Origin of the sequence: Cupriavidus sp. H39, from assembly GCF_050271075.1 — a bacterium.
Taxonomy (GTDB): domain Bacteria; phylum Pseudomonadota; class Gammaproteobacteria; order Burkholderiales; family Burkholderiaceae; genus Cupriavidus; species Cupriavidus necator_B.
On record NZ_CP189848.1, the window covers coordinates 448,176 to 472,143 of the forward strand.

Below are 23,968 nucleotides of genomic sequence, written 5' to 3' on the forward strand. Positions count from 1 at the left end.
GCCGCGGCGGCACGGCATCAGGCGGCACGCAACCCTATCTGCCAGCAAGAGACTCCGAGATGCCCACGCTCGAAACCAAACTCAACGCCCGCTCCGAATCCTTCAAGGCCAATGTCGAGGCCATGCGCGCGCTGGTGGCCGACCTGAAAGCAAAGATCGCGAAGCTGGCCGAAGGCGGCGGCGCCGATGCGCGCGCCAAGCACCTGTCGCGCGGCAAGCTGCTGCCGCGCGAGCGCGTGCAGCAGCTGCTCGACCCGGGCACGCCGTTTCTCGAGTTGTCGCAGCTGGCCGCGTACGACATGTACGACGATGCCGCACCCGGCGCCGGCATCATCACCGGCATCGGCCGCGTGGCCGGGCAGGAATGCGTGATCGTCTGCAACGACGCCACCGTCAAGGGCGGCACGTATTACCCGATGACGGTCAAGAAGCATGTGCGCGCGCAGGAGATCGCCGAGGAGAACCACCTGCCGTGCATCTACCTGGTCGACTCCGGCGGCGCCAACCTGCCCAACCAGGACGAGGTGTTTCCTGACCGTGACCACTTCGGCCGCATCTTCTACAACCAGGCCAACCTGTCCAAGCGCGGCATCCCGCAGATCGCGGTGGTAATGGGCTCGTGCACCGCGGGCGGCGCCTACGTGCCGGCGATGAGCGATGAATCGATCATCGTCAAGAACCAGGGCACCATCTTCCTGGGCGGCCCGCCGCTGGTGAAGGCGGCTACCGGCGAGGAAGTCAGCGCCGAAGACCTCGGCGGCGCCGACGTGCATACGCGCCTGTCGGGCGTGGCCGACTACTTCGCGCAGAACGACCACCACGCGCTGAGCCTGGCGCGCAATATCGTGCAGCACCTGAACCGCCGCAAGCCGGACCAGATCCGCCTGCACGAGCCGGTGGAGCCGCTGTATCCGGTGGAAGAGCTGTACGGCGTGATCCCGACCGACACGCGCAAGCCGTACGACGTGCGCGAGGTGATCGCGCGCCTGGTCGACGGCTCCGAGTTCGACGAATTCAAGGCGCGCTACGGCACCACGCTGGTATGCGGCTTCGCCCGCATCTGGGGCTATCCGGTGGGCATCGTCGCCAACAACGGCATCCTGTTCTCGGAGTCGGCGCTCAAGGGCGCGCACTTTATCGAGCTGTGCTGCCAGCGCAAGATCCCGCTGGTGTTCCTGCAGAACATCACCGGCTTCATGGTGGGGCGCAAGTATGAGAACGAAGGCATCGCGCGCAACGGCGCCAAGATGGTGACCGCGGTGGCGACTGCGCAGGTGCCCAAATTTACGGTGATCATTGGCGGCTCGTTCGGCGCGGGCAACTACGGCATGTGCGGGCGCGCATATTCGCCGCGCTTCTTGTGGATGTGGCCGAACGCGCGCATCTCGGTAATGGGCGGCGAGCAGGCCGCGAGCGTGCTGGCGACGGTGCGCCGTGACGGCATCGAAGCCAAGGGCGGCCAGTGGAGCGCGCAGGAAGAAGACGCCTTCAAGCAACCGATCCGCGACCAGTACGAACACCAGGGCCACCCGTACTACGCCAGCGCGCGGGTGTGGGACGACGGCGTGATCGATCCCGCGCAGACGCGCACGGTGCTGGGGCTGGGGCTGTCGGCCAGCCTCAATGCGCCGATCGACGAGATGAAGTTCGGCGTGTTCCGCATGTAGTCCCGGGCACGCCATCACCACCTTGCACGCCATGCGCAGCGCCACCCGCCTGCTTCGCCGCCTCGCCCTGGTCACGCTGTTTGCCGTGCTGGCGCCGCTGTGCGGGCACGCGCAGACGTCGAACGGCAACGGCCAGTCGGCGGCGCGCGTGCGCTTCCAGGAGCAGGTGGTGATGCTGCCCAAGGCCGCGATCCCGTCGCGCATCGACCTGGAGGCCACGGTGTTCAAGCCGGCCGGGGACGGGCCGTTCCCGCTGGTGGTGATCAACCACGGCAAGGCGCCGGGCCGGCCCGGCATGCAGGGGCGCGCGCGCTTTCCGGCGCAGAGCGTGGAATTCCTGCGCCGCGGCTACGTGGTGGTGCTGCCGATGCGGCAGGGCTTTGCGCGTTCGGGCGGCGCCTATGTGGGCGGCAGTTGCGACATCGAGACCAACGGCATGATGCAGGCCGACGATATCGTCGCCACGCTCGACTACATGGCCACGCAGCCCTATGTCGACATGGCGCGCATCGTCGTGATCGGCCAGTCGCATGGGGGGCTGACCACCATGGCGTTCAGCACCATCGCCTATCCGGGCGTGCGGGGCGTGGTCAACTTTGCCGGCGGGCTGCGCAACCTGAACTGCCCGGACTGGGAAGCGCGCCTGGTCGATGCTTTCGCCAGCTACGGCAGCCTGGCGCGCTACCCGTCGCTGTGGGTCTATGGCGAGAATGACAGTTACTGGCCGGTGCCCTTGCCCGGCCGCATGTTCAACGCCTTCAAGGCGCGCGCCACCGGCCCGGCGGCGCAAGCCCGGCTGGTCGACGTGGGCGAGTTCGGCGCCGACTCGCACCGGCTGTTCAGCGCGCGCGAAGGCATCCCGGTGTGGCTGCCGGAAGTCGGCAACTTCTTCCGCTCGCTCGGGCTGCCATTCGATACCGGCAGCTGAGGGCACGCCGCACCATCACTATCCGCCAACGGAGCGAACCATGGAATTCACAGCCCTGAACGTCAATATCGCCAACCACGTGGCCACCGTCACGCTGAACCGGCCCGACGTGCGCAACGCCTTCAACGAGACCGTGATCGCCGAGCTGACCGGCGCCTTCCGCGCGCTGGGCGACATGGACGAGGTGCGCGCCATCGTGCTGGCCGGCAGCGGGCCGGCCTTCTGCGCCGGCGCCGACCTGAACTGGATGAAGAAGATGGCGGGCTACTCCGACGACCAGAACCGCGCCGATGCGCTGACGCTGGCGCAGATGCTGCACACCATCTGGTCGTGCCCGCGCCCGGTAATTGCGCGTATCCAAGGCGATACCTACGCCGGCGGCATGGGCCTGGTGGCCGCGTGCGATATCGCGGTGGCCGCCGAGCATGCGCATTTCTGCCTGTCCGAGGCGCGCCTGGGCCTGCTGCCCGCCACCATCAGCCCGTATGTGATCCGCGCCATGGGCGAACAGGCCGCGCGCCGCTACTTCATCACCGCCGAGCGCTTCGACGCGGCCGAGGCGCTGCGGCTCGGCCTGCTGCATGCGGTGGTCCCTGCCGAGGCGCTGGACGCCAAGGTGGCCGAACTGACGGCCGCACTGGTTGGCAACAGCCCGAACGCCGTGCGCGAGAGCAAGCGGCTGGTACAGGATATTGCCGGCCGCGTCATCGACAACGACCTGCTGGCGGATACGGCGGAGCGCATCGCGAAGATCCGGGCATCGGAAGAAGGGCGCGAAGGGGTGAAGTCGTTTCTGGAGAAGCGCACGCCGTCGTGGCGGCCGGCTTGAAGAAGTCATCCCCGTTTGTTTGGTCCCTTTTCCCGCAAGCGGGAGAGGGAGCTCCACGGCGGCATGTGAAAGCGATTCAGGAAATAAAGGCGCCGTGTGTTGCGTGGAGATGGCAGCACGCTAGCCCCAAAACCTTGGCTTCATGCGCATAACGTTCGCCAAGTCCAGTCAACGCTACGCTAACCGTAAAAATCCGCACTCATTGCCAAGGCGCGGCGGACCTTCTTAACATGACCCTCCCCAACCCCTCCGCCACTGTCGCACTGCCCGGCCTTGCCGGCAGCGGCGACCGCGCGGACGGTCAACCAAGGAGGGCTATCTTGGACCACCTGTCCCATTCCCCAGGCAGCGGCGCGCCGGCGCTGGGCCAGCGCAGCCGCGCTGCCGTCTGGCACCCGTGCACGCGCCTGCGTCCCGACGACGACGCCTTGCCGCTGGCGATCGTGCGCGGCGAAGGCCCGTGGCTGCACGATGCCGACGGCCATCGCTATTTCGACGCCACCAGTTCCTGGTGGGTCAACCTGTTTGGCCACGCCAATCCGCGCATCAACGCGGCACTGGCAATGCAGCTGGAGACGCTGGAGCACGTGATGCTCGCCGGCTGCACGCACGCCCCGGCAGTCGAGCTGGCCGAGCGCCTGTCGGCCTTGACCGGCGGCGCGCTGGGCAATGTCTTCTACGCCTCGGACGGCGCCTCGGCGGTCGAGATCGCGCTGAAGATGAGCTTCCACTACTGGCGCAACACCGGCCTGCCGGCCAAGCGCGAGTTCGTCTGCCTGCGCCACGGCTACCACGGTGAAACCGTAGGCGCGCTCGCCGTGACCGACGTGGAGATCTTCCGCGATGCCTACGACGCGCTGATCCGCCGCGCGCATGTGGTGATGTCGCCCGATGCACGACAGGCCGGGCGCGGCGAGTCGCCCGCCGACGTGGCGGCGCGCGCGCTGGCGGAGCTCGAGGCGCTGCTGCGCGAGCGCGCCGGCGCCATTGCCGCGCTGATCGTCGAGCCGTTGGTGCAGGGCGCCGCCGGCATGGCGATGCATGACCCGTCCTACCTCGACGGCGTGCGCGCGTTGTGCGACCGCTACCGGGTCCACCTGATCGCCGACGAGATCGCGGTGGGCTGCGGACGCACCGGCACCTTCTTCGCGTGGGAACAGTCGCGCGGCACCGAGGCGCCGCTGCCCGCGCATGCCTGGCCTGACTTCCTGTGCCTGTCCAAGGGCATCAGCGGCGGCTACCTGCCGCTGTCGCTGGTGCTGTCGCGCCCCGAAATCCAGCGCGCCTTCGTCGCCGACGACCTGGCGCGCAGCTTCCTGCATTCGCATTCGTACACCGGCAACCCGCTCGCCTGCCGCGCGGCCCTGGCCACGCTGGACCTGTTCGCGCAGGACCAGGTGCTGGCGCGCAACCGCGAGCGCGCGCAATGGCTGGCCGACGGCATGGCCGCGCTGGCTGCCGACGCGCGCGTGCGGCACGTGCGCCAGCGTGGCCTGATCTGGGCCGCCGACGTGCGCGACGAGGTGGCCGGTGCCGACTTTGCCGCGCGCTTCCACCATGCCGCGCGCGCGCGCGAGCTGCTGGTGCGCCCGATCGGCCATACGCTCTACGTGATGCCGCCGTACGTGTTCGACGCCACGCAGGCGCGCTGGCTGGGCGAACAGCTGCTGGCCACGCTCGACGATGTGACCGCGCACGTGACCGTGGCCGCGGACCAGGAGGTGCGCCATGCTGCTTGAACAACTGAAGCAGGCCGCGGAACAGCGCCACGCCCAGGCCCTTACGCGCCGCCGCCGCATCGCGCACACCGCATGCGCGCCGCACCAGGCCGTGGGCGAGGACGGGGCCGAGGCGGAATCGCTGCTGACCTTCTGCAGCAACGACTACCTGGGACTGGCCAACCACCCGCAAGTGATCGCCGCGCTGGTGGAAGGCGCGCAGCGCTATGGCGCCGGCAGCGGCGCCTCGCACCTGGTCAGCGGCCATTCGCGCGCGCACGCGCAGCTGGAGACCGAGCTGGCACGCTGGTTTGCGCCGCACATCGCGCAGGCGCGCACGCTGTACTTCTGCACCGGCTACATGGCCAATATGGCGGTGCTGACCGCACTGGGCACGGCCGGGACGACGCTGTTCTGCGAATCGCTCAATCATGCCTCGCTGATCGACGGCGCACGGCTGGCGCGCGCCGACGTGCAGCGCTACCCGCATTGCGACACCGATGCGCTGGAAGCGCTGCTCGCGGCCAGCACCAGCCAGCGCAAGCTGATCGTTACCGACAGCGTGTTCAGCATGGACGGCAATGTCGCGCCGCTGCGCGCGCTGCTGGCGCTGGCCGAGCGTCATGACGCCTGGATCATCGTCGACGATGCCCATGGCTTCGGCGTGCTCGGCGAACACGGCCATGGCGTGCTGGAAGCGCTGGGCCTGTCGTCCGAACGCTTCATCTATATCGGCACGCTTGGCAAGGCCGCCGGCGTGGCGGGCGCCTTCGTCGCCGCGCACGAGACCATCATCGAGCACCTGGTCAACACTGCGCGGCCGTATATCTACACCACGGCCGCGCCGCCCGCGGTCGCACACGCGCTGCTGGCCAGCCTGGCCATCATCGAAGGCGAGGAGGGCCGGCAACGCCGTGCGCAACTGGCGCGCTGCATCGCCATGCTGCGCGAGGGCCTGGCCCAGGTCGCCGCGATCGCAGGCTGGACCCTGGGCGACAGCCAGACCGCGGTCCAGCCGCTGATCGTCGGCGACAACGGCGCGTCTCTGGCGCTGTCGGCCATGCTGGAGGCCGACGGCATCCGCGTTGGCGCGATCCGTCCGCCGACCGTGCCCGAGGGCACCGCGCGGCTGCGCATCACGCTGTCGGCATCGCACACCGAAGCCGACGTGCGGCGCCTGCTTGATGCGCTGAGCGCCGCGGTGGCGCAGCGGGAGGCCGCATGAGCACCCGGACGCCCTTTGCCTGCTTTGTGACGGGCACCGATACCGGCATCGGCAAGACCCACGCCAGCGCCGCGCTGCTGCATGCGCTCCACGGCGCCGGCTACCAAACCGCGGGCATGAAGCCTGTCGCCAGCGGCAGCGAATGGCGCGACGGCCATTGGCACAATGACGACGTGGCGCAGTTGCGCGCCGCCAGCTCGGTCACGGTGCCGCTCGGCCAGACCTGTCCGTTCCTGCTGCGCACGCCGTGCTCGCCGCACCTGGCCGCCGCGCAGGAAGGCGTACGCATCACGCGCGCGCCGATCCGTGCCGCCTTCGATGCGCTGCGCCGCCAGGCCGATGCCGTGGTGGTGGAGGGCGTGGGGGGCTTTAACGTGCCCCTCGACGCCGGCGCGGTGCGCTGGAACACCGCCGACCTCGCGGTGATGCTGAGCGTGCCGGTGGTGCTGGTGGTGGGCATCCGGCTCGGCTGCCTGAACCACGCCGTGCTGAGCGCCGAGGCCATCCGCGCGCGCGGCCTGCCGCTGGCCGGCTGGATCGCCAACCGGGTCGATCCGGACATGCTGCTGGCCGACGGGAACATCGCCACGCTGCATGCGTCGCTGGACGCGCCTTGCCTCGGCGAGCTGCCCTGGCAACTGGCACCCGCCGACGCCGCGGACCGTATCGACCTGGCGCCGCTGCTGGCCGCCGCCACCCGCTACCAGACCGAGGCCGCAGGCCTCGCCGCCTGAAAACAGAATTCGACTGACCATGACCCAAGCCCACACCGTTACCACCATTTCCGCCGAATCGCTGCGCCAGACCGCGCGCCAGCCTGCCTTGCCCGACGATGCCAAATGGCGCGTCGACGACGTCGCCGCGCTGTTCGCGCTGCCGTTCAACGACCTGCTGTTCCGCGCCCAGCAGGTGCATCGCGAGCATTTCGACGCCAACACCGTGCAGCTGTCGACGCTGCTGTCGATCAAGACCGGCGGCTGCGAAGAGGATTGCGGCTACTGCCCGCAAAGCGCGCACCACGATGCCGGCGTAAAGGCCGAGAAGCTGATGGCGCTGGACGAAGTGCTCGACGCCGCGCGCGCGGCCAAGGCCAATGGCGCCACGCGCTTCTGCATGGGCGCCGCCTGGCGCAGCCCCAAGGACCGCCACCTGGAGCCGGTGATGGACATGGTGCGCGAAGTCAAGGCGATGGGCCTGGAGACCTGCGTCACGCTGGGCATGCTCAAGGCCGAGCAGGCGCAGCAGCTCAAGGACGCGGGCCTGGACTACTACAACCACAACCTCGATACCTCGCCCGAGTTCTACGGCAAGATCATCACCACGCGCACCTACCAGGACCGGCTCGACACCATCGGCCATGTGCGCGACGCCGGCATCAACGTCTGCTGCGGCGGCATCGTCGGCATGGGCGAATCGCGCGAGGCGCGCGCCGGCCTGATCGCCCAGCTGGCCAATATGGACCCGTATCCGGAGTCGGTGCCGATCAACAACCTGGTGCAGGTCGAGGGCACGCCGCTGGCCGGCACCGAGGCGCTGGACCCGTTCGAGTTCGTCCGCACCATTGCCGTGGCGCGCATCACCATGCCGCAAGCGATGGTGCGCCTGTCCGCCGGCCGCGAGGCCATGGACGAAGCATTGCAGGCGCTGTGCTTCATGGCCGGCGCCAATTCCATTTTCTACGGCGACAAGCTGCTGACCACCGGCAACCCGCAGGCCGACCGCGATCGCGCCCTGCTGGCCCGCCTCGACATCCGCGCGGAGGGCTACGCGGGATGACGCGGTAGGAAAGTGCCCGCTGGACGGCTCGCCGCCGTAAGATCCCATCCATGGGATAACGAGGAGGGGGCATGTTCAACAAGATCCTGATCGCCAACCGCGGTGAAATCGCCTGCCGCGTGGCCGCCACCTGCCGCCGGCTGGGCATCCGCACCGTCGCGGTGTATTCCGATGCGGACGCCGAGGCGCGCCATGTCGCCTTCTGCGACGAGGCCGTGCATATCGGCGGCGCCGCCGCGCGCGACAGCTACCTGCGCGCCGACCATATCATCGAGATGGCGAAGGAGGCCGGTGCCCAGGCGATCCACCCGGGCTACGGCTTCCTGTCCGAGAACGAAGCCTTCGCTGAGGCCTGCGCCGCCGCCGGGCTGGTCTTCATCGGCCCGCCGGCGTCGGCGATCCACGCGATGGGCAGCAAGAGCGCGGCCAAGCAATTGATGGAAAAGGCCGCGGTGCCGCTGGTGCCCGGCTACCACGGCGAAGACCAGGACCCGGCGCTGCTGCGCCGCGAGGCCGACCGCATCGGCTACCCGGTGCTGCTCAAGGCCAGCGCCGGCGGCGGCGGCAAGGGCATGCGCGTGGTCGAGTCGGGCGACGGCTTCGAGGCCGCGCTGGCGTCGGTCAAGCGCGAGGCGTCGGCCAGCTTCGGCGACGACAAGGTGCTGGTCGAGAAGTACCTGACGCGCCCGCGCCATATCGAGATCCAGGTGTTCGCCGATACCCACGGCAACTGCGTCTACCTGTTCGAGCGCGATTGTTCGGTGCAACGCCGGCACCAGAAGGTGCTGGAGGAAGCCCCCGCGCCGGGCATGACCGAGGAGCGCCGCCGCGCCATGGGGGAGGCGGCCGTGGCCGCAGCCAAAGCCGTGGGCTATGTCGGCGCCGGCACGGTCGAGTTCATCGCCGATTATTCCAACGGCGAGGACGGCTCGTTCTACTTCATGGAGATGAACACGCGCCTGCAGGTGGAGCATCCGGTCACCGAGATGATCACCGGCCAGGACCTGGTCGAATGGCAGCTGCGCGTCGCCGCCGGCGAGCCGCTGCCGCTCACGCAGGAGCAGCTGCGCATCGATGGCCATGCGCTGGAGGCGCGCATCTACGCCGAGAACCCCGACAAGCAGTTCCTGCCGTCCACCGGCACGCTGCGCTTCCTGCGCACGCCGCCGGCGGTGCAGTTCATGCGCGGCGACGATGCACACGGCCCGGCCGGGGTGCGCATCGACGCCGGCGTGCGCGAGGGCGACACCATCAGCCCGTTCTACGACCCGATGATCGCCAAGCTGATCGTCTGGGGCAAGGACCGCGACGAGGCGCTGGCGCGCATGCGCCAGGCGCTGGCGGCCTACCACGTGGTGGGGCTGTCGACCAACGTGGCGTTCCTGCAGCGGCTGGTGAAGTCGGAAGCGTTCCGCACCGCCGATCTCGACACCGGCCTGATCGCGCGCAACGAGCAGGTCCTGTTCCCGCCGCCGGCGCCGGTCGGCATGGAGCTGATCGCGCTGGCGACCGCCGCGCTGCTGGCGCGCGACAACAACGAGCGCCGCATCGATGCCGCCGACCCGCATTCGCCGTGGACCCACGCCGGCGCATGGCGGCTGAACGGCGGCGTGTCGCGCACGCTGCGCTTCGGCTATGGCGAGCAAGTGCTGGAAGCCAGGCTGGATACCAACGCGCGCGGCAGCACGCTGATCTACGCCGACCAGGCCGCACCGTTCGCCTTTACCTGCCAGGCAGACGAGGTCCGCATCAACCTCGGCACGCGGCGCGCGCGCGGGCAGGTGCATGTGGACGGAGAGTATTTCCACGTGTTCTATGCCGGGCGCCATGTGAGCCTGGCGTGGCTCGACCCGCTCGCGCACGCCGGCGAGGCCGAAGGCGAGGGCGGCAAGCTGACCGCGCCGATGCCGGGCAAGGTCATCGCGGTGATGGTCGAGGCCGGCAGCGCGGTCACGCGCGGCACCCCGCTGCTGGTGATGGAGGCGATGAAGATGGAACACACCATCAGCGCACCGGGCGATGGGGTGGTCAGCGAGGTGCTTTACCGGGTGGGCGAGCAGGTGGCCGAAGGGGCGCAACTGCTGGCATTCGAGGGCAAGTGACGTTGGCAGCCTGAGGCGGGCCCGCGTGGGGCGCAAGTTAAGGGCGATCACCGTTGCATCCGCCAGCCCGGGCGCGCTTCCTCTGCCAGAATACGCATTTACCCCACCAGAAATCCTGCTGGAGACAAGATGAAGCTGCAGTTGTACGTCCCCGATGGCCGCTACGATCCGTGGATCGCCGGCTTTGCCGAGGCGCTGCCGGAAGCGCAGTGCGTAACGTGGGAGGACAGCCGCGGCGAGCCGGCCGACTACGCCGTAGTCTGGCGTCCGCCGGTGGAGATGCTGCGCGGCCGCTCCGAGCTGAAGGCGATCTTCAATCTCGGGGCCGGGGTCGACGGCATCCTGCGCCTGCGCGACGAGGCCCCGGATGCCCTGCCCGCGGGGGTGCCGATCGTGCGGCTGGACGACGCCGGCATGGCCGCGCAGATGGCGGAATACGTGACCCACGCGGTGCTGCGCTATTTCCGCAAGCTCGACGCCTACGAGGCCCAGCAGCGCGCGGGCCACTGGAAATTCCTCAAGCCGCATCGCCGCGCCGACTTCACCATCGGCGTGATGGGCGTGGGTACGCTTGGCGCGCATATCGCCCGCACGCTGGCGGGGTTCGGCTTTCCGGTACGGGGCTGGAGCCGCAGCGCGCGAGCGATCGAAGGGGTGAGCGGCTTCTATGGCGATGCCGGCCAGGCGCCGTTTCTGGACGGCTTGCGCGTGCTGGTCAACGTGCTGCCGCTGACCCCGCAGACCGATAACATTTTGAACGGCGAACTGTTCGGCAAGCTGGCGCAGGGCGCCTACGTGATCAATGTCGCGCGCGGCCAGCACCTGGTCGAAGCCGACCTGCTCGCGGCGGTGCAGGCCGGCCAGATCGCAGGCGCCACGCTGGACGTGTTCCGCACCGAGCCGCTGCCCGCCGAACACCCGTTCTGGCAGGAGCCGCGCATCACCATTACGCCGCATATCTCGGCGCTGACGTTGCGCGAGGACAGCATCGCGCAGATCGCGGGCAAGATCCGCGCGCTGCGCGCGGGCCAGCCGATCGCGGGCGTGGTCGACCTGCAGCGCGGCTATTGACCCGCTAACGAGCCCTCATACCCCACCGAATAAACGACAGGAGACAGCCATGACCATGCCTAACTACGTGAAGATCGTCGAAGTGGGCCCGCGCGACGGCCTGCAGAACGAAAAGGCGATGGTGCCGACCGACGTGAAGGTCGCGCTGATCAACCAGCTTACCGACGCCGGCTTCGTCAATATCGAGGCCGCGTCGTTCGTCTCGCCCAAATGGGTGCCGCAGATGGCCGACGGCGCCGACGTGATGGCACGGATCCAGCGCCGCGCGGGCACGCTGTATTCGGCGCTGACGCCGAACCTGAAGGGCTTCGAGGGCGCGATCGCCGCCGGTGCCGACGAGGTGGTGATCTTCGGCGCGGCCAGCGAGGCGTTCTCGCAGAAGAACATCAATTGCTCGATCGCCGAGTCGATCGCGCGCTTTGCGCCGGTGGCGGCCGCGGCGAAGGAGCAGGGCGTGCGCCTGCGCGGCAGCATCTCGTGCGCGCTCGGCTGCCCGTACCAGGGCGAAGTGCCGGTCAGCGCGGTGGTCGACGTGGTGCGGCGCATGCGCGAGCTGGGCTGCGATGAAATCGACATCGCCGACACCATCGGCGTGGGCACGCCGGTGCGCGTGCAGGAAGTGATGCGCGCCGCGGCGGCGGAGTTTGCGCTGGACCGGCTGTCCGGCCACTTTCACGATACCTACGGCCAGGCGCTGTCCAACATCCTGGCCAGCCTGGAAGTGGGCGTCGCGATCTTCCATGCGTCGGTGGCCGGGCTGGGCGGCTGCCCCTATGCCAAGGGCGCCACCGGCAACGTCGCCACCGAAGACGTGCTCTACATGCTGCACGGCATGGGCATCCACACCGGCATCGACCTGGAAGCGGTGGTCCGCACCGGCGACTACATCTCGCAGGCGATCGGCCGTGCCAACAGTTCGCGCGTGGGCCGCGCCCTGCTGACCAAATGGGCCGCCGCCAGCGACGCGGCCCCGGCCTGCGTGTAAGCGCGTGGCGCAAACGGGAGAACGCATGACGGTGAATCACGAAGCGCTGCCCGAGTCCGCGCAGCGCGTGGCGGGCCTGCTCGCCGGGCTCGGCCACGACCGGCCCGTGGTGATGCTGCCCGCCACCGGCAAGACCTCGGCCGAGGCCGCGGCGGGACTCGGCTGCAGCGTGGCGGAGATCGCCAAGTCCATCATCTTTCGCCGCGTCGCCGACGATGCGCCGGTGCTGGTGATCGCCAGCGGCAGCAACCGCGTCGACGAAGCCAAGGTGGCCGCGCGTGTGGGTGCGCTGGGCAAGGCCGACGCGCGCTTCGTGCGCGAGAAGACCGGCTATGCCATCGGCGGGGTCTGCCCCATCGGCCATGCGGTGGCGCCGGTAATGCTGCTGGACCAGGACCTGTTCCGGTATGAAAGCCTGTGGGCCGCGGCCGGCCATCCGCATGCGGTGTTCAACCTGACGCCGCACCAGCTGCAGCAGATGACCGGGGCCGAAGTGGCCGATGTTGCCGCGACGGCAGTCCCCGGAGCCGCGGCGTGAGCCCGGACCTGCGACCCGGCCTGGCGTTCAGCTGGCAATACACGGTGCCACCGAAGGCCACGGTGCCGCGCCTGTACGACGATATCCCCGGCTGCCCCGAGATGCCCGACGTGCTGGCCACCGGCTACCTGGTCGGCATCATGGAGTGCGCCTGCCTGCAGATGCTGCGCGAGCACCTGGACTGGCCGCGCGAGCAGTCGCTCGGCACGCTGGTCAGTTTCTCGCACCTGGCCCCCACGCCGCCGGGCATGGTGGTGACGGTCAAGGGCGAGCTGGTCGAGGTGGAAGGGCGCCGCCTGCGTTTCCAGCTGAGCGCGTGGGACGGCGAGGACAAGATCTCGGAAGGCGTGCACGAACGCCACCTGATCGACGCCGGCCGCTTCAACCAGAAAGTCGCGGCCAAGGCCGCGCGCGCGGCGGGCTGAGTGCCGGGCGAGCGCCACGCCATGGCCATGACACCCGCAGCGCTCGCCGCGCTCGCCGCTGAGCTGGCCACGCAGGCCGACGCCGCGCAGAAGGCCGCCCCGGTGCCGTCGCCGTGCCGCAACGTGTGCCGCATGGACCCGTCCAGCGGTTATTGTGAGGGCTGCCTGCGCACCATCGAAGAGATTGCCGGCTGGTCGTCGGCCGGCGACCAAGACAAGCGCCGCATCTGGGCGCAACTGCCACGGCGCGCCGCAGGGCTGGCCGGCGGGGAGACATCGTCGTGAGCGAAAGCACCGTGCCGCCGTTGCCGGCCACCCTGCGCGTGTTCGAGCGTGGCTGGCTGTCGGCCAACAACATCCTGTTCGCCGACGGCGACGATACCGCGCTGGTCGACACCGGCTACGTCACCCACGCGCCGCAGACGGTGGCGCTGGTCGCTTCAGCGCTGCAGGGCCGGCCGCTGGCGCGCGTGATCAATACCCATCTGCATTCGGACCACTGCGGCGGCAACGCCGCGCTGCAGGCGCGCTGGCAGCCGCGCACCGCGATCCCCGCGGCCGAGGCCACGGCCGTGGCGGCGTGGGATACGGATGCGCTCAGCTACAAGGCGACTGGCCAGCAGTGCGACCGCTTCACCTTCGACAGCGTGCTAAACCACGGCGACACGCTGCGCCTGGGCGGCATCGACTGGCAGGTGGTGGCGGCCCCCGGGCATGACCCGCATGCGGTGATGCTGTTCGCGCCAGCCGAGCGCATCCTGATTTCCGGGGACGCGCTGTGGGAGAACGGCTTCGGCGTGATCTTTCCCGAACTGGAGGGCGAGAGCGGCTTCGCCGAGCAGGCGGCCGTGCTGGCGTGCATCGCGCAGCTCGACGTGCGCGTGGTGATACCGGGCCATGGACGCGTCTTCACCGACGTGGCGGCGGCGCTCGAACGCGCACAGGGGCGCCTCGCGTACCTCAGCGCCGACCCGGCACGCAACGCCGGCCATGCGGTCAAGGTGCTGGTGAAATTCAAGCTGCTGGAGGCGCAGCGCATGACGCTGGCGGCATTGGCGGCGTGGATGGAGGCGACACCGTTGATGGCGCACATGCGCGAGCGCTTTATGCCGGGGCAGGAGATGGCGCAGCTCTGCGCGCAGACGGTGTCGGCGCTGGCGCGCGTCGGGGCGGCGCAGGTTGAGGGGGAGTGGGTGGTGAATCGGGATTGAGTGTTAGTGCCCTGCCGGTTTGCTTCCCTCTCCCGCAAGCGGGAGAGGGAGCACCCAGTTGGCTGCAAGAGACATTAGAGGGTTTGATGCGCCCCAGCCCGGCATCATTCAGAACGACGTCCTGAACCCCACCTTCACGCTGCGTCCCGCCATCGGCGCGATATCGCGCAGGATCGACGCCGCATTGCGCGCCTCCTGGTTGGTCAGGTTGTCGCCGCGCAGGTACACCAGGGTTTGCATCCCCGCCACCTTGAACTTGTAGGTCAGCGCCAGGCTCAGCAGCGTATAGGCGTCGGTCGGCGTGTCATTGGACGGCACGCGCGTCTGTTTGGCCGCGTAGGTGACATCGACGCGCGCGCCCCATGGCCCGGCGCCGTACACCAGCGCGCCGCCCAGGCGCAGCGGCGCCAGCCGCGGCAGCGGCTCGCCGGTGTCGCGGTTCTCGCCGCGCACGTAGTCGGCGCGTGCCTCGAAGTCCAGCGTGTCGCTGCTGGTCAGCATCTTCTGCAGCAGGCGCGCCTTACCTTCCGCCTCGAAGCCGTACAGCGTGGCCGGTACGCCCAGGTACTGGAACTCGGGCAGCGCATCGGGGCTGCCCGCGGCGACCACGTCGCCCGCCTCGTCGCGCGCGCGGCCGGTGGCGCTCAGCGCCAGGTAGTTGGCAAAGCGGCTGTAGTAGCCCGACACGCTGGCGCTGTGCGCGCCCGACTTGAAGCGCAAGCCCAGGTCGACCGAGGTGGCGCGCTCCTTGCTGGCGTTGGGATCGCCGACTTCCCAGGCGCCGGTGGCGACGTGGGGGCCGTTGGCGTACAGCTCGTAGAAGGTCGGCGCGCGTTCCGTGTAGGACAGGTTGCTGGTCAGTGACCACGCCGGGTTCATCTTGTACAGCAGGCCGGCCGAGGCGCTGGTGGCATTGAAGCTGCGGCTGGCGTCGGCGAAGAGGTCATTGCCGTTGGCGCTGGCCTTGACGCTGCTGTGGTCGAGCCGGCCGCCGAAATTCAGCTTTAGGTCGCCGCCGGCGGTCAGCGGCAGTTCCTCGAACAGGAATAGCGCGGCGTTGTCGGTGTTGGTGCTGGGCACGAAAGCCTCTTCGCCCAGCGCCGAAAAGTTGGTGTGCCCGAACTGCGTGCCGACCACGCCCGTCAGGTTGCCGATCTTCGCGTGCTTGGCCTCGAAGCGCGCATCCCAGCCGCGGTTCTTGAAGATCGTGCCGGTTTCGCCGTCTTCGATTTCGCGGTGCTCGTAGTCGGTGAAGCTGACCTTGCCCTTGACCGATTCGAACCAGCCGCCGGTGTTGCCGGCCAGGTTGCGCGCCTCGCCTTCCAGCGCGAAGCGGTCCTGCTTCATCTTCAGCCGCACCGCGTCCTCGGCGGGCGTGCCGTAGTCGTTGCGATAGGCACTGTAGTTGGCGCCGAGGAAGCCATCGGCCCAGGTGTAGGAGCCGCCCAGCGAGCCACCCTGCTGGTCGGCGCTGGTATTGGGCAGGCGCCCGTAGGGCTCGGCCTCGCCTTCGGGCAGCGGCTCGGCATTGCGCAGGCGGTCGCTGCGCGCGTAGCCGGGGATGCGCAGGTCGCTGGTCTTGCGCGCGAAGGCATCGGCGTGGACGGCAAACCTGCCGTTGCCAGCCTCGATCAGCGCGCTGGCGTTACGGGCCTGGTCGCCGCCGGCGGTGGCGCTGGCATCGACCGCGCCGCCAATGCCTTCGATCGGCTCCTTGGGGATGCGGTTGTCGATCACGTTGACCACGCCGCCGATGGCATTGCCGCCGTACATCAGTGCCGCCGGGCCGCGCACGACCTCGATGCGCTCGGCCACCAGCGGGTCCACCGGCACGGCGTGATCGTAGGACAGCGTGGAGGCGTCGACCGTGCTGCCGCCGTTCTGCAGCACCTTGATGCGGTCGCCGTCCAGGCCGCGGATCACCGGCCGGCTGGCATTGGGGCCGAAGTACGTGGATGACACCCCGGGCAGCTTGTCCAGGGTTTCGCCCAGCGTGCTGGCCTGGCGCACGGCCAGCGCATCGCCGCCCAGCGTCGACACCGGCGCCACCATGTCGTTCAGGTCGCTGCCCAGCGGATTGGCGGTGATCACGACTTCGCGCAGCGTGGCGCCGGCGGGGACCGTGGCGGGCGCGGCATCGGCGGCCGGCGCCGTGGCGGTTTGTGCCAGTGCGGCGGGCGCCACGAAGGCCGTAGCGAGCGTGGCGGTGAGGGAGGCGGCAAGTGCCGCCAGCGGGGTCAGGCGCGGTGCGGCGGACTTGGTGTAACGGCTGGTGGTGTAACGGTTCTTCGACATGGCGCGCAGAGCAATGCAGTGGCGATCGGCCCGGCCGGCACGGCGGCGCTGGCGCGGCGCCGCACGCCTGCGACAGGCGTGGCGAGCGCGGCCGGCAGGGCGCGTGTTCAGCTCGGAATGCGTAAGACGGCGGGTGCGCGGCGATGGCCGCGTCCCGGATCAGGCGAGGGCGATGGCCGGCACCGGCGGGGCGCGCGATTGGAAGGGGTGGGCGGATGGCAGGTCGGGCCAGCGCCAGGCCAGGCTGGCCGGCTTGACCGGTTTGCCGAAGGCAAGCTGCAGCGGCGGCAGCTTGCCGCAATGCGTGTCGGCGACGGTGGCGCCATCGAACAGCACGCACGAGTGCCCGGTGAGGGCCTGCGCCAGGGGATGCAGGTCGCCATCGGACGCTGCCGCAGCACTGGCAGCCGCCAGTGTGCCGGCCGGGGCGAGCAGGCCGCCATGGACGATGCGGTGGGTCAGCCCGGCATGCTGCGCCAGCAGCAGGCACAGCGCCAGCCACAGCGCGGGCCAGAGGCCCGGGCCGTGCGCGCGCAGGCGGGCGAACCAGTCAGTGCGCATGGGGATGGCCGCCATGGTTGCCGTGGTCGTGGCCGGGATCGCCGCAGCCGCAGTCACCGTCATGGCCGTGGCCATGGTCGTGATCGTGATCGTCGTCGAAATCATCGACCCAGGCCGGGAAAGGGTCCGGACAGGCGGCCCAGGCTTGCGCCCCGGCGGCCATCTCGGCATCGCTCAGCAGGCAGGCGTCGAGCCGGGCCTGCAGCGTGGCATGGTCCAGGTCCAGGCCAATCAGCACCAGTTCCTGGCGGCGGTCGCCGAACGGCGCCGGCACGCCTTGGTCGTGCATGTCGGCTTCCACCTCGGCGCGCTCGGTGGTGTCTGCCGGCCATTCCGCCGGATCGAGCGCAGCCCACCACGCGCCAGCGCCGCCATGGCGGCACACGCCGCCGGACTGGTTCCAGTCGCCGGCGGTATCCATGCGGCTCGCCAGCCAGAACAGGCCCTTGGAGCGCAGCACGCTGCCGTGCTCGCGCAGCCATTCGGTATGGATCAGGTCGGCGAAGCGTTGCGGGTGGAACGGGCGGCGGCGGCGGTAGACCAGCGTGGAGACGCCGCTGGCGGCGTCCGCCGCGGGTGCTTCGCCGCGCAGCGCGGCAAGCCAGCCAGGGCCCTCCGCGGCGGCTTCAAAATCGAAACGGCCGGTGCCCTGCACGCGCTCGGGCGGCGCCTTGCCGAAGCTGGCTTCGACGATGTCGGCGCGCGGGTTCAGGGCCTGCAGCGCCGCGTGCAGCCGCGCCAGCTCGGCGGCGCCGACGAGGTCAGCCTTGTTCAGCACGATCACGTCGCAGCCCTCGATCTGCGCGACCAGCACTTCGGCCACGGTGCGGTCGTCGTCCTGGCCCTGCGCCAGACCGCGGTCGGCGAGGAACTCGGCTTCATTGAGGTCGCGCAGCACGGTGGCGGCATCGACCACGGTGACCAGCGTGTCAGGCTGCAAGGCCGCCTCAGGCCCGGCGCCATGCTCGGCCTCGAACAGGAAGCCTTCGGCAATGGCCAGCGGCTCGTCGAGGCCGTCGGCCTCCACCAGCAGCGCGTCGAAGCGTCCCTCGGCGGCCAGCCGGGCGGCTTCGGCAAGCAGCGGCTCGCCCGACGGCAGCACCGTGGCCTCGCAGCCGGGCGGCAGCGGCGCCAGCGCTTGGCCGTCTTGCGCGCCGCAGACCAGCACGCCGACACGCCCGCCCGCGCCGTGCGCGAGCAGGTGGTTCAGCAGCGTGGTCTTGCCGGCGCCGGGAAAACCGGATAGCACCGTGACGGGCAGGCGATCAGCCATGGCAGCAGAGGGGAAAATGACGACGGGCAACGCAGCGCGCGAAGGCCGCGGCGCGCTGTTGCAACAAGGTTGCGAATTTACCAGAAAGGCCGCGGCGGCAACAGCCGGATGATTCTGAATGGTAGGCCGTGGCCCTGGCACGACAAAGCCGGATGCGGCCTGGCGCAACCTGGCTCGGCAGAAAAACAAACGGCCCGGGTACCCGGGCCGTCACGTCACGCCTGCTGCGCCGGCCTGGCCGGCGCGCCGGGCTTCAGTCGCCGAACAGCTTCTGGCGCAGTTCGCGGCGTTGCTGCGCTTCCAGCGACAGCGTGGCGGTGGGGCGCGCCAGCAGGCGCGGCACGCCGATCGGCTCGCCGGTTTCCTCGCACCAGCCGTAGTCGCCGGACTCGATGCGCTGCAGCGATTGTTCGACCTTCTTCAGCAGCTTGCGCTCGCGGTCGCGCGTGCGCAGCTCCAGCGCATGTTCTTCCTCGATGGTGGCACGGTCGGCCGGATCCGGCACGATCACGGTTTCGCGCAGGTGTTCCGTGGTCTGGTCAGCGTTCTTCAGGATTTCGTCGCGCAGCTGCTCAAGGCGGTGCTTGAAGAAGGCGAGCTGCGCTTCGTTCATGTAATCCTTGTCGCTCATCTTCAGGATTTCAGCTTCAGTCAGAAGTTTGTTGCTGCTCATGGTTGCTGCTGATTCTCTTGTTGATGCGGCCGGCGGCGTCTCAGTCCGCGCGGGTGCGCTGTCCGCGCGCTTGCGCGCCACGGTTGTTTCACTCTGGCTGGCTGCAGTCTTGCTGCTTCGCGGGCCTCCCTTCCTTGCGCCCGCTTCGGCGTTCGCCGTACTGCCGCGGGGAGCGGGCGCGGCCTTCACAGGCTGCGCCTTGAGCGTCTCTGCCGCGGCACTACCAGTCTTGCTGCGGCTTTCTTTGGTCTTCGTTGCGGCTGTCATGGGGACACCTCTCTCTCGCGTCAGTCAGTGACGGCGCGCGTCGGGGTACCCCAAGCGGAACAGGCGGTCTCCGCACGAAGCACTGCGACCGCACCTGCCGGCGGCCTGCCTCATGCTGACGACAACCGCCGCCCTGCAAGTCCACCGGCAAGCGGTGGACCGGACACCGGCGGCGGGAAAAAGGTGCGCCACCGGTATCAAATCCGGCCTATTGTACTTGAACAAATTTTTCGGAGATATGGGGAAAACCGGCTGGCGCTTCGGTATTTCCCCGGTACCCCGAACGGGGGGCAGCCGCAAGGCGGTGTCCGGCGGGGTGCCGCCCATGGGGCGGCAGGCGCACTCAGGCCAGGCAGTTCTCCAGGCCCTTGAGGATGGCGTCGCGGGGCAGGTCCACGCCGATGAACACCATGCGCGTGCCCGGGGTCTCGTCTTCCCACTCGGCACCGATGTCGCTGCCCATCAGCTGGTGAACGCCCTGGAACACCACCTTGCGGTCCACCCCCTCCATATATAGTACGCCCTTGTAGCGCAACAGTTTTTCGCCGTAGACCGCGAGGATGCCGGACAGGAATTCTTCCAGCTTGCCGTAGTGGAAGGGCTTGTCGCTGCGGAAGACGAACGACGCGATGCGGTCGGTGTGGTGATGGTGGTGATGGTGGTCGTGCGCATGGCCATGGCCGTGCCCATGGTCGTCGCCGTGATCATGCCCGCAGTCGGCATCGCAATGGTCGCCGTGTTCGTGATCGTGATCGTGGTCGTGGTCCTCGGCGCGCAGGAAGTCGGGGTCGATCTCGAGCTTGGCGTTCAGGTTGAAGCCGCGCAGGTCGAAGATGGTATCGATCGGCGCCTCGCCGAAATTGACCAGGCGGATCGGCGCGCGCGGGTTCATGTGCAGCAGCCGGTGGCGCAGCTCGGCCACGTCGGCTTCGCTCACCAGGTCGGACTTGGTGATGAAGATGGCGTCGGCAAAACCGACCTGGCGCTGCGCCTCTTCCTGCTGGTCCAACTGCAGGTGGGCGTGCTTGGCGTCGACCAGCGTGATCACCGCGTCGAGCAGGTAGCGCGCGGCGATTTCCTCGTCCATGAAGAAGGTCTGCGCCACCGGGCCCGGGTTGGCCACGCCGGTGGTTTCGATCACCACGCGGTCGAATTCGATTTCGCCGGCGTCGCGGCGCGTCAGCAGCGTCGACAGCGCCTGCACCAGGTCGCCGCGGATGGTGCAGCAGATGCAGCCGTTGCTCATCTGCACGATCTGCTCGCGGCCATCCTGCACCAGGATCTCGTTGTCGATGTTCTCTTCACCGAACTCGTTCTCGATCACGGCGATCTTCATGCCGTGCTGCTCGTTCAGGATGCGCTTGAGCAGGGTGGTCTTGCCGCTGCCGAGGAAGCCAGTCAGGATCGTGACCGGAATCAGTTTGGACATTGTTGTTCTCCGGGATGAGAGAAAGCGTTCAGGGGGGCCGCCCGCGGGCTGTGCGGACGGTTTCGTGGACCATTCAGTGCGAAGCGCCGCGGGGCGCGGCCGGCGGCCGCTTGCCGCATTCGGCGCAGACCCCGTTCACGGTCAGTTCGACATGTTCGATGGCAAAGCCGCTGGGCACGCGCGGCGCGACTGGCTGCGCCGGCGTGCCGGCATCGTCGAGGCAGAAGGTGCGGTCGCAGCGGGTGCAGTGGAAATGGCTGTGCTGGCGATGCTCCTGCGCGCGCGCGGCCTCGTGCTCGACCAGGCTGAAGCGAAACACGCGGTCGTTGCCGGCGCGCTTCTGCGCCACCCCCTGGTCCACCAGCCAGTCCAGCACGCGGTAGACGGTGACGCGGTCAATAGTTTCGCCGGCATCGGGCAGCCGGTCGATCACGGCCTGGTGCGTCAGCGCCTCATCGCTGCCGATCAGGCAGGCCAGGATACACAGCCGTGGCTGGGTCACGCGCGCGCCCAGCTGGCGCAGGCGCTCATGGGCGGCCTCCTGGGCCGCCGGGGTCGGGATTGCCGGTTCCGGCGCCACGGCCGGCCGGTCCGGACTGGGACGGGTCATGGCCGGATTTAACCATAGCCCTCCGGTTGATGCAATTCAGTTGCGTCAGCCGGGGCGGCGGATTGCGCCTATGATCGGCACTGGACCACTAAGCGGAGACCCCCATGCTGAATGACGCGAGCGCGCTGCTGTTCCCGAATTTCGAACCGTTCCGGCAGCAGGTCGGCGAGGTCGAGATCGCCGGGGTGCGGGGCGGCTCGGGGCCGCCGCTGCTGCTGTTGCATGGCCACCCGCAAAGCCACCTGATCTGGCACCGGGTCGCGCCCGCGCTGGCCGACCACTTCACGGTGATCGCCACCGACCTGCGCGGCTATGGCAGCAGCGCGGCGCCGCCGGGCAATGCCGGGCATGAGCGCTACAGCAAGCGCACCATGGCGCAGGACCAGGTGGCGCTGATGGCGGCCCTTGGCTTCCCGCGCTTTGCGCTGTGCGGCCATGACCGCGGCGCGCGCGTATCCCACCGGCTGTGCATGGACCATCCCGAGGCGGTCAGCCGCGCCATGCTGCTCGACATCGCGCCCACGCTGGCGATGTACGAGCGCACCAGCATGGCCTTTGCCGCCGCCTACTGGCACTGGTTCTTCCTGATCCAGCCGACGCCGTTCCCCGAGACGCTGATCAACGCCGAGCCGGATTTCTATATCCAGAAGCTGATGGGCCTGCGCCACGCCGGCCTGGCGGCGTTTGCCCCCGACGCGATGGCGGCCTACACCGCGGCGATGCGTGACCCGGCCCGCGTGCACGCGATGTGCGAGGACTACCGCGCCGCCGCCACCATCGACCTGGAGCACGACCGCGCCGACCGCGAAGCCGGGCGCCGCCTGGCGCTGCCACTGCGCGTGCTGTGGGGCGAGCACGGCGTGGTGGCGCGCTGTTTCGAGCCGCTGGCGCTGTGGCAGGAAGTGGCCACCGACGTGAGCGGCCACGCGCTGGCCTGCGGCCATTACATCCCCGAAGAAGCCCCTGAGCCGCTGCTGGAGGAAATGCTCGGTTTCTTCCGTTAGCCGGTGACGGCTGTCGCCAACGCATGCCTTTGGCGAGGATTGCTGCCATATTTTCCGCGTTTCCCGCCATATGCCGCGGATTGCAGGCGGGTTAGCCCCTATACCTGGCTATTGTCTGCTGTTGCTAACATCAATCCCCGCCCTTGCCGTTTACGGCGGGGCAGCGGTGCCGGCCGGCATGGTCCAAGCGCGGCCACAGAGCCGCGCCAGCAGCGTCCCCCGCACAGGCGGGCGTCGGGCCGGCGGCGATGCATTGCAGACGGGTATTACCGGGAACCAGGAGAAGAAAGCATGAAACGCGTGGCAAAGATGGTCGCGGCCGCTATGGCAGTCAGCGCGATGGGGGTGGCAACGGGCGCATACGCCCAGGAATATCCGGGCGGCAAGCCGGTATCGGCCGTGGTGCCGTTCGCAGCGGGCGGCCCGACCGACAAGGTCGCGCGCGAGCTGACCGCGATTATGTCCAAGCACCTGGGCTCGACCATCGTGATCGAAAACCTCGGCGGCGCCGGCGGTACCATCGGCGCCAAGAAGGTGGCCCAGTCCAAGAACGACGGCCACACCATCCTGATCCACCATATCGGCATGGCCACGGCCCCGGCGTTGTACCGCAACCTGGGCTTCGATCCGCTCAAGGACTTCGAGATGGTCGGCGAGATCGCCGACGTGCCGATGATCCTGGTCGGCAACAAGTCGCTGCCGCCGAACACTTTCAAGGAATTGCTGCCGTACCTCAAGGCCAACGCGAGCAAGCTGTCGCTGGCCAACGCCGGCATCGGCTCGGCCTCGCACCTGTGCGGCCTGCTGTTCCAGAGCGCGATCCAGACCGAGCTGACCACCGTGCCGTACAAGGGCGCCGCGCCGGCGCTGACCGATATCCTCGGCGGCCAGGTCAACCTGCTGTGCGACCAGACCACCAATCTCGCCGGCCATCTCAAGGCCCATTCGGTCAAGCCGTACGCGGCCATGCAGGCACGCCGCGTGGAAGCGTTCAAGGATATCCCGACCGCGGCCGAGCAGGGCCTGCCCGGAATCGAAGTGAAGGTCTGGCACGCCATGTACGCGCCCAAGGGCACGCCCAAGCCGGTGATCGACAAGCTCTCGGCCGCGCTGCAGAAGGCCGTGGCCGACCCGACCTTCCGCGCCAAGATGGCCGAGCTGGGCGCCGAGGCCGTGCCGGCGCAGCGCGCCACGCCGGAATCGCTGCGCACCTACCTGGGCGCCGAGATCAACAAGTGGACCCCGGTCATCAAGAAGGCCGGCGTGTACGCGGACTGATCAGGGGATCGAGTGGAGTGATTCATGCGGCGCGTCGGCAAATGACCGGCGTTCGCCACAGGGGCCATGCGCTTGCGCATGGCCCTTTTTGTTTTCCGTGACG

The 23,968-nt window shown here is 69.1% G+C and carries 22 protein-coding genes; 16 read left to right on the top strand and 6 right to left on the bottom strand.

All coding sequences use genetic code 11. The features are described from left to right. Positions 1-59: 59 nt before the first annotated feature. The 14 genes from ACOCMH_RS17515 to ACOCMH_RS17580 all read left to right on the top strand — a co-directional run bounded on the left by ACOCMH_RS17515 (position 60) and on the right by ACOCMH_RS17580 (position 14,475). Positions 60-1,667: a carboxyl transferase domain-containing protein gene (locus ACOCMH_RS17515; RefSeq protein WP_427312282.1), complete on the top strand. Its 1,608-nt coding sequence runs from the start codon at positions 60-62 to the stop codon at positions 1,665-1,667. Positions 1,668-1,698: 31 nt separating this feature from the next. Continuing rightward, positions 1,699-2,595: a dienelactone hydrolase family protein gene (locus ACOCMH_RS17520; RefSeq protein WP_427312283.1), complete on the top strand. Its 897-nt coding sequence runs from the start codon at positions 1,699-1,701 to the stop codon at positions 2,593-2,595. 40 nt (positions 2,596-2,635) lie between these two features. Beyond that, positions 2,636-3,424 (top strand): enoyl-CoA hydratase/isomerase family protein, encoded by a 789-nt coding sequence (locus ACOCMH_RS17525; protein ID WP_427312284.1) that lies wholly within the window; start codon positions 2,636-2,638, stop codon positions 3,422-3,424. A 320-nt stretch (positions 3,425-3,744) separates the two neighbouring features. Further along, positions 3,745-5,163 carry an adenosylmethionine--8-amino-7-oxononanoate transaminase gene (gene bioA / locus ACOCMH_RS17530; RefSeq protein ID WP_427312285.1) on the top strand — a complete coding sequence of 473 codons (1,419 nt, stop codon included), beginning with the start codon at positions 3,745-3,747 and terminating at the stop codon, positions 5,161-5,163. After that, positions 5,153-6,367: an 8-amino-7-oxononanoate synthase gene (gene bioF / locus ACOCMH_RS17535; RefSeq protein WP_427312286.1), complete on the top strand. Its 1,215-nt coding sequence runs from the start codon at positions 5,153-5,155 to the stop codon at positions 6,365-6,367. The genes bioA and bioF overlap by 11 nt, the downstream gene beginning before the upstream one ends. Further along, a complete protein-coding gene (gene bioD, locus ACOCMH_RS17540; RefSeq protein ID WP_427312287.1) occupies positions 6,364-7,101 on the top strand; it encodes a dethiobiotin synthase in 738 nt (245 codons plus the stop codon). Before bioF ends, bioD begins: the two co-directional genes overlap by 4 nt. 19 nt (positions 7,102-7,120) lie before the next feature. Beyond that, positions 7,121-8,143, top strand: a complete 1,023-nt coding sequence (bioB, locus tag ACOCMH_RS17545) for a biotin synthase BioB (protein WP_427312288.1) — start codon at positions 7,121-7,123, stop codon at positions 8,141-8,143. A gap of 71 nt (positions 8,144-8,214) precedes the next feature. Next, the gene (locus ACOCMH_RS17550; protein ID WP_427312289.1) at positions 8,215-10,245 is read left to right on the top strand and encodes an acetyl/propionyl/methylcrotonyl-CoA carboxylase subunit alpha; all 2,031 of its coding nucleotides are present in this window, start codon (positions 8,215-8,217) and stop codon (positions 10,243-10,245) included. Positions 10,246-10,374: 129 nt separating this feature from the next. Next, the gene (locus tag ACOCMH_RS17555; RefSeq protein WP_427312290.1) at positions 10,375-11,316 is read left to right on the top strand and encodes a 2-hydroxyacid dehydrogenase; all 942 of its coding nucleotides are present in this window, start codon (positions 10,375-10,377) and stop codon (positions 11,314-11,316) included. Positions 11,317-11,365: 49 nt separating this feature from the next. After that, on the top strand, positions 11,366-12,301 hold the full coding sequence (locus ACOCMH_RS17560; protein ID WP_427312291.1) for a hydroxymethylglutaryl-CoA lyase: 936 nt from the start codon (positions 11,366-11,368) through the stop codon (positions 12,299-12,301). A 25-nt stretch (positions 12,302-12,326) separates the two neighbouring features. Continuing rightward, positions 12,327-12,839, top strand: coding sequence for a YbaK/EbsC family protein (locus ACOCMH_RS17565; RefSeq protein WP_427312292.1), 513 nt, complete (start codon positions 12,327-12,329; stop codon positions 12,837-12,839). After that, the gene (locus tag ACOCMH_RS17570; protein ID WP_427312293.1) at positions 12,836-13,264 is read left to right on the top strand and encodes a thioesterase family protein; all 429 of its coding nucleotides are present in this window, start codon (positions 12,836-12,838) and stop codon (positions 13,262-13,264) included. Before ACOCMH_RS17565 ends, ACOCMH_RS17570 begins: the two co-directional genes overlap by 4 nt. Positions 13,265-13,291: 27 nt before the next feature. After that, complete coding sequence (locus tag ACOCMH_RS17575) at positions 13,292-13,549, top strand: DUF1289 domain-containing protein (RefSeq protein ID WP_427312294.1); 258 nt, start codon at positions 13,292-13,294, stop codon at positions 13,547-13,549. Further along, entirely contained in the window at positions 13,546-14,475 is a 930-nt protein-coding gene (locus ACOCMH_RS17580; protein ID WP_427312295.1) for an MBL fold metallo-hydrolase, read from the top strand. Before ACOCMH_RS17575 ends, ACOCMH_RS17580 begins: the two co-directional genes overlap by 4 nt. A 108-nt stretch (positions 14,476-14,583) precedes the next feature. Here the strand turns inward: ACOCMH_RS17580 and ACOCMH_RS17585 are convergent, their stop codons facing one another. The 6 genes from ACOCMH_RS17585 to ACOCMH_RS17610 all read right to left on the bottom strand — a co-directional run bounded on the left by ACOCMH_RS17585 (position 14,584) and on the right by ACOCMH_RS17610 (position 21,583). Beyond that, positions 14,584-16,770, bottom strand: coding sequence for a TonB-dependent receptor (locus ACOCMH_RS17585; protein WP_427312296.1), 2,187 nt, complete (start codon positions 16,768-16,770; stop codon positions 14,584-14,586). Positions 16,771-16,929: 159 nt separating this feature from the next. Beyond that, the gene (locus ACOCMH_RS17590; protein WP_427312297.1) at positions 16,930-17,331 is read right to left on the bottom strand and encodes a hypothetical protein; all 402 of its coding nucleotides are present in this window, start codon (positions 17,329-17,331) and stop codon (positions 16,930-16,932) included. Next, positions 17,321-18,604: a GTP-binding protein gene (locus ACOCMH_RS17595; protein WP_427312298.1), complete on the bottom strand. Its 1,284-nt coding sequence runs from the start codon at positions 18,602-18,604 to the stop codon at positions 17,321-17,323. The genes ACOCMH_RS17590 and ACOCMH_RS17595 overlap by 11 nt, the downstream gene beginning before the upstream one ends. A gap of 253 nt (positions 18,605-18,857) precedes the next feature. Further along, the gene (gene dksA, locus ACOCMH_RS17600) at positions 18,858-19,277 is read right to left on the bottom strand and encodes an RNA polymerase-binding protein DksA (protein WP_010813282.1); all 420 of its coding nucleotides are present in this window, start codon (positions 19,275-19,277) and stop codon (positions 18,858-18,860) included. Between the two features lie 610 nt (positions 19,278-19,887). Further along, positions 19,888-20,973, bottom strand: a complete 1,086-nt coding sequence (locus ACOCMH_RS17605) for a CobW family GTP-binding protein (protein WP_427312299.1) — start codon at positions 20,971-20,973, stop codon at positions 19,888-19,890. Between the two features lie 73 nt (positions 20,974-21,046). Continuing rightward, on the bottom strand, positions 21,047-21,583 hold the full coding sequence (locus ACOCMH_RS17610; protein WP_427312300.1) for a Fur family transcriptional regulator: 537 nt from the start codon (positions 21,581-21,583) through the stop codon (positions 21,047-21,049). Positions 21,584-21,687: 104 nt separating this feature from the next. Here ACOCMH_RS17610 and ACOCMH_RS17615 point away from each other — a divergent pair, with 104 nt between their 5' ends. Further along, positions 21,688-22,587: an alpha/beta fold hydrolase gene (locus ACOCMH_RS17615; RefSeq protein ID WP_427312301.1), complete on the top strand. Its 900-nt coding sequence runs from the start codon at positions 21,688-21,690 to the stop codon at positions 22,585-22,587. A 291-nt stretch (positions 22,588-22,878) separates the two neighbouring features. Continuing rightward, on the top strand, positions 22,879-23,865 hold the full coding sequence (locus ACOCMH_RS17620; RefSeq protein ID WP_427312302.1) for a tripartite tricarboxylate transporter substrate-binding protein: 987 nt from the start codon (positions 22,879-22,881) through the stop codon (positions 23,863-23,865). The last annotated feature ends 103 nt before the right edge of the window (positions 23,866-23,968 follow it).

Bases quoted from the DNA above. Each gene is read 5' to 3' on its own strand.
- ACOCMH_RS17575 (WP_427312294.1), top strand. From the start codon at position 13,292: ATGACACCCGCAGCGCTCGCCGCGCTCGCCGCTGAGCTGGCCACGCAG.
- ACOCMH_RS17605 (WP_427312299.1), bottom strand. From the start codon at position 20,973: ATGTCCAAACTGATTCCGGTCACGATCCTGACTGGCTTCCTCGGCAGC.
- ACOCMH_RS17610 (WP_427312300.1), bottom strand. From the start codon at position 21,583: ATGACCCGTCCCAGTCCGGACCGGCCGGCCGTGGCGCCGGAACCGGCA.
- bioB (WP_427312288.1), top strand. From the start codon at position 7,121: ATGACCCAAGCCCACACCGTTACCACCATTTCCGCCGAATCGCTGCGC.
- ACOCMH_RS17520 (WP_427312283.1), top strand. From the start codon at position 1,699: ATGCGCAGCGCCACCCGCCTGCTTCGCCGCCTCGCCCTGGTCACGCTG.
- ACOCMH_RS17615 (WP_427312301.1), top strand. From the start codon at position 21,688: ATGCTGAATGACGCGAGCGCGCTGCTGTTCCCGAATTTCGAACCGTTC.
- ACOCMH_RS17560 (WP_427312291.1), top strand. From the start codon at position 11,366: ATGACCATGCCTAACTACGTGAAGATCGTCGAAGTGGGCCCGCGCGAC.
- ACOCMH_RS17620 (WP_427312302.1), top strand. From the start codon at position 22,879: ATGAAACGCGTGGCAAAGATGGTCGCGGCCGCTATGGCAGTCAGCGCG.
- bioD (WP_427312287.1), top strand. From the start codon at position 6,364: ATGAGCACCCGGACGCCCTTTGCCTGCTTTGTGACGGGCACCGATACC.
- ACOCMH_RS17595 (WP_427312298.1), bottom strand. From the start codon at position 18,604: ATGGCTGATCGCCTGCCCGTCACGGTGCTATCCGGTTTTCCCGGCGCC.
- bioF (WP_427312286.1), top strand. From the start codon at position 5,153: ATGCTGCTTGAACAACTGAAGCAGGCCGCGGAACAGCGCCACGCCCAG.
- ACOCMH_RS17525 (WP_427312284.1), top strand. From the start codon at position 2,636: ATGGAATTCACAGCCCTGAACGTCAATATCGCCAACCACGTGGCCACC.
- dksA (WP_010813282.1), bottom strand. From the start codon at position 19,277: ATGAGCAGCAACAAACTTCTGACTGAAGCTGAAATCCTGAAGATGAGC.
- ACOCMH_RS17515 (WP_427312282.1), top strand. From the start codon at position 60: ATGCCCACGCTCGAAACCAAACTCAACGCCCGCTCCGAATCCTTCAAG.
- ACOCMH_RS17550 (WP_427312289.1), top strand. From the start codon at position 8,215: ATGTTCAACAAGATCCTGATCGCCAACCGCGGTGAAATCGCCTGCCGC.
- ACOCMH_RS17585 (WP_427312296.1), bottom strand. From the start codon at position 16,770: ATGTCGAAGAACCGTTACACCACCAGCCGTTACACCAAGTCCGCCGCA.
- ACOCMH_RS17565 (WP_427312292.1), top strand. From the start codon at position 12,327: ATGACGGTGAATCACGAAGCGCTGCCCGAGTCCGCGCAGCGCGTGGCG.
- ACOCMH_RS17555 (WP_427312290.1), top strand. From the start codon at position 10,375: ATGAAGCTGCAGTTGTACGTCCCCGATGGCCGCTACGATCCGTGGATC.
- ACOCMH_RS17590 (WP_427312297.1), bottom strand. From the start codon at position 17,331: ATGCGCACTGACTGGTTCGCCCGCCTGCGCGCGCACGGCCCGGGCCTC.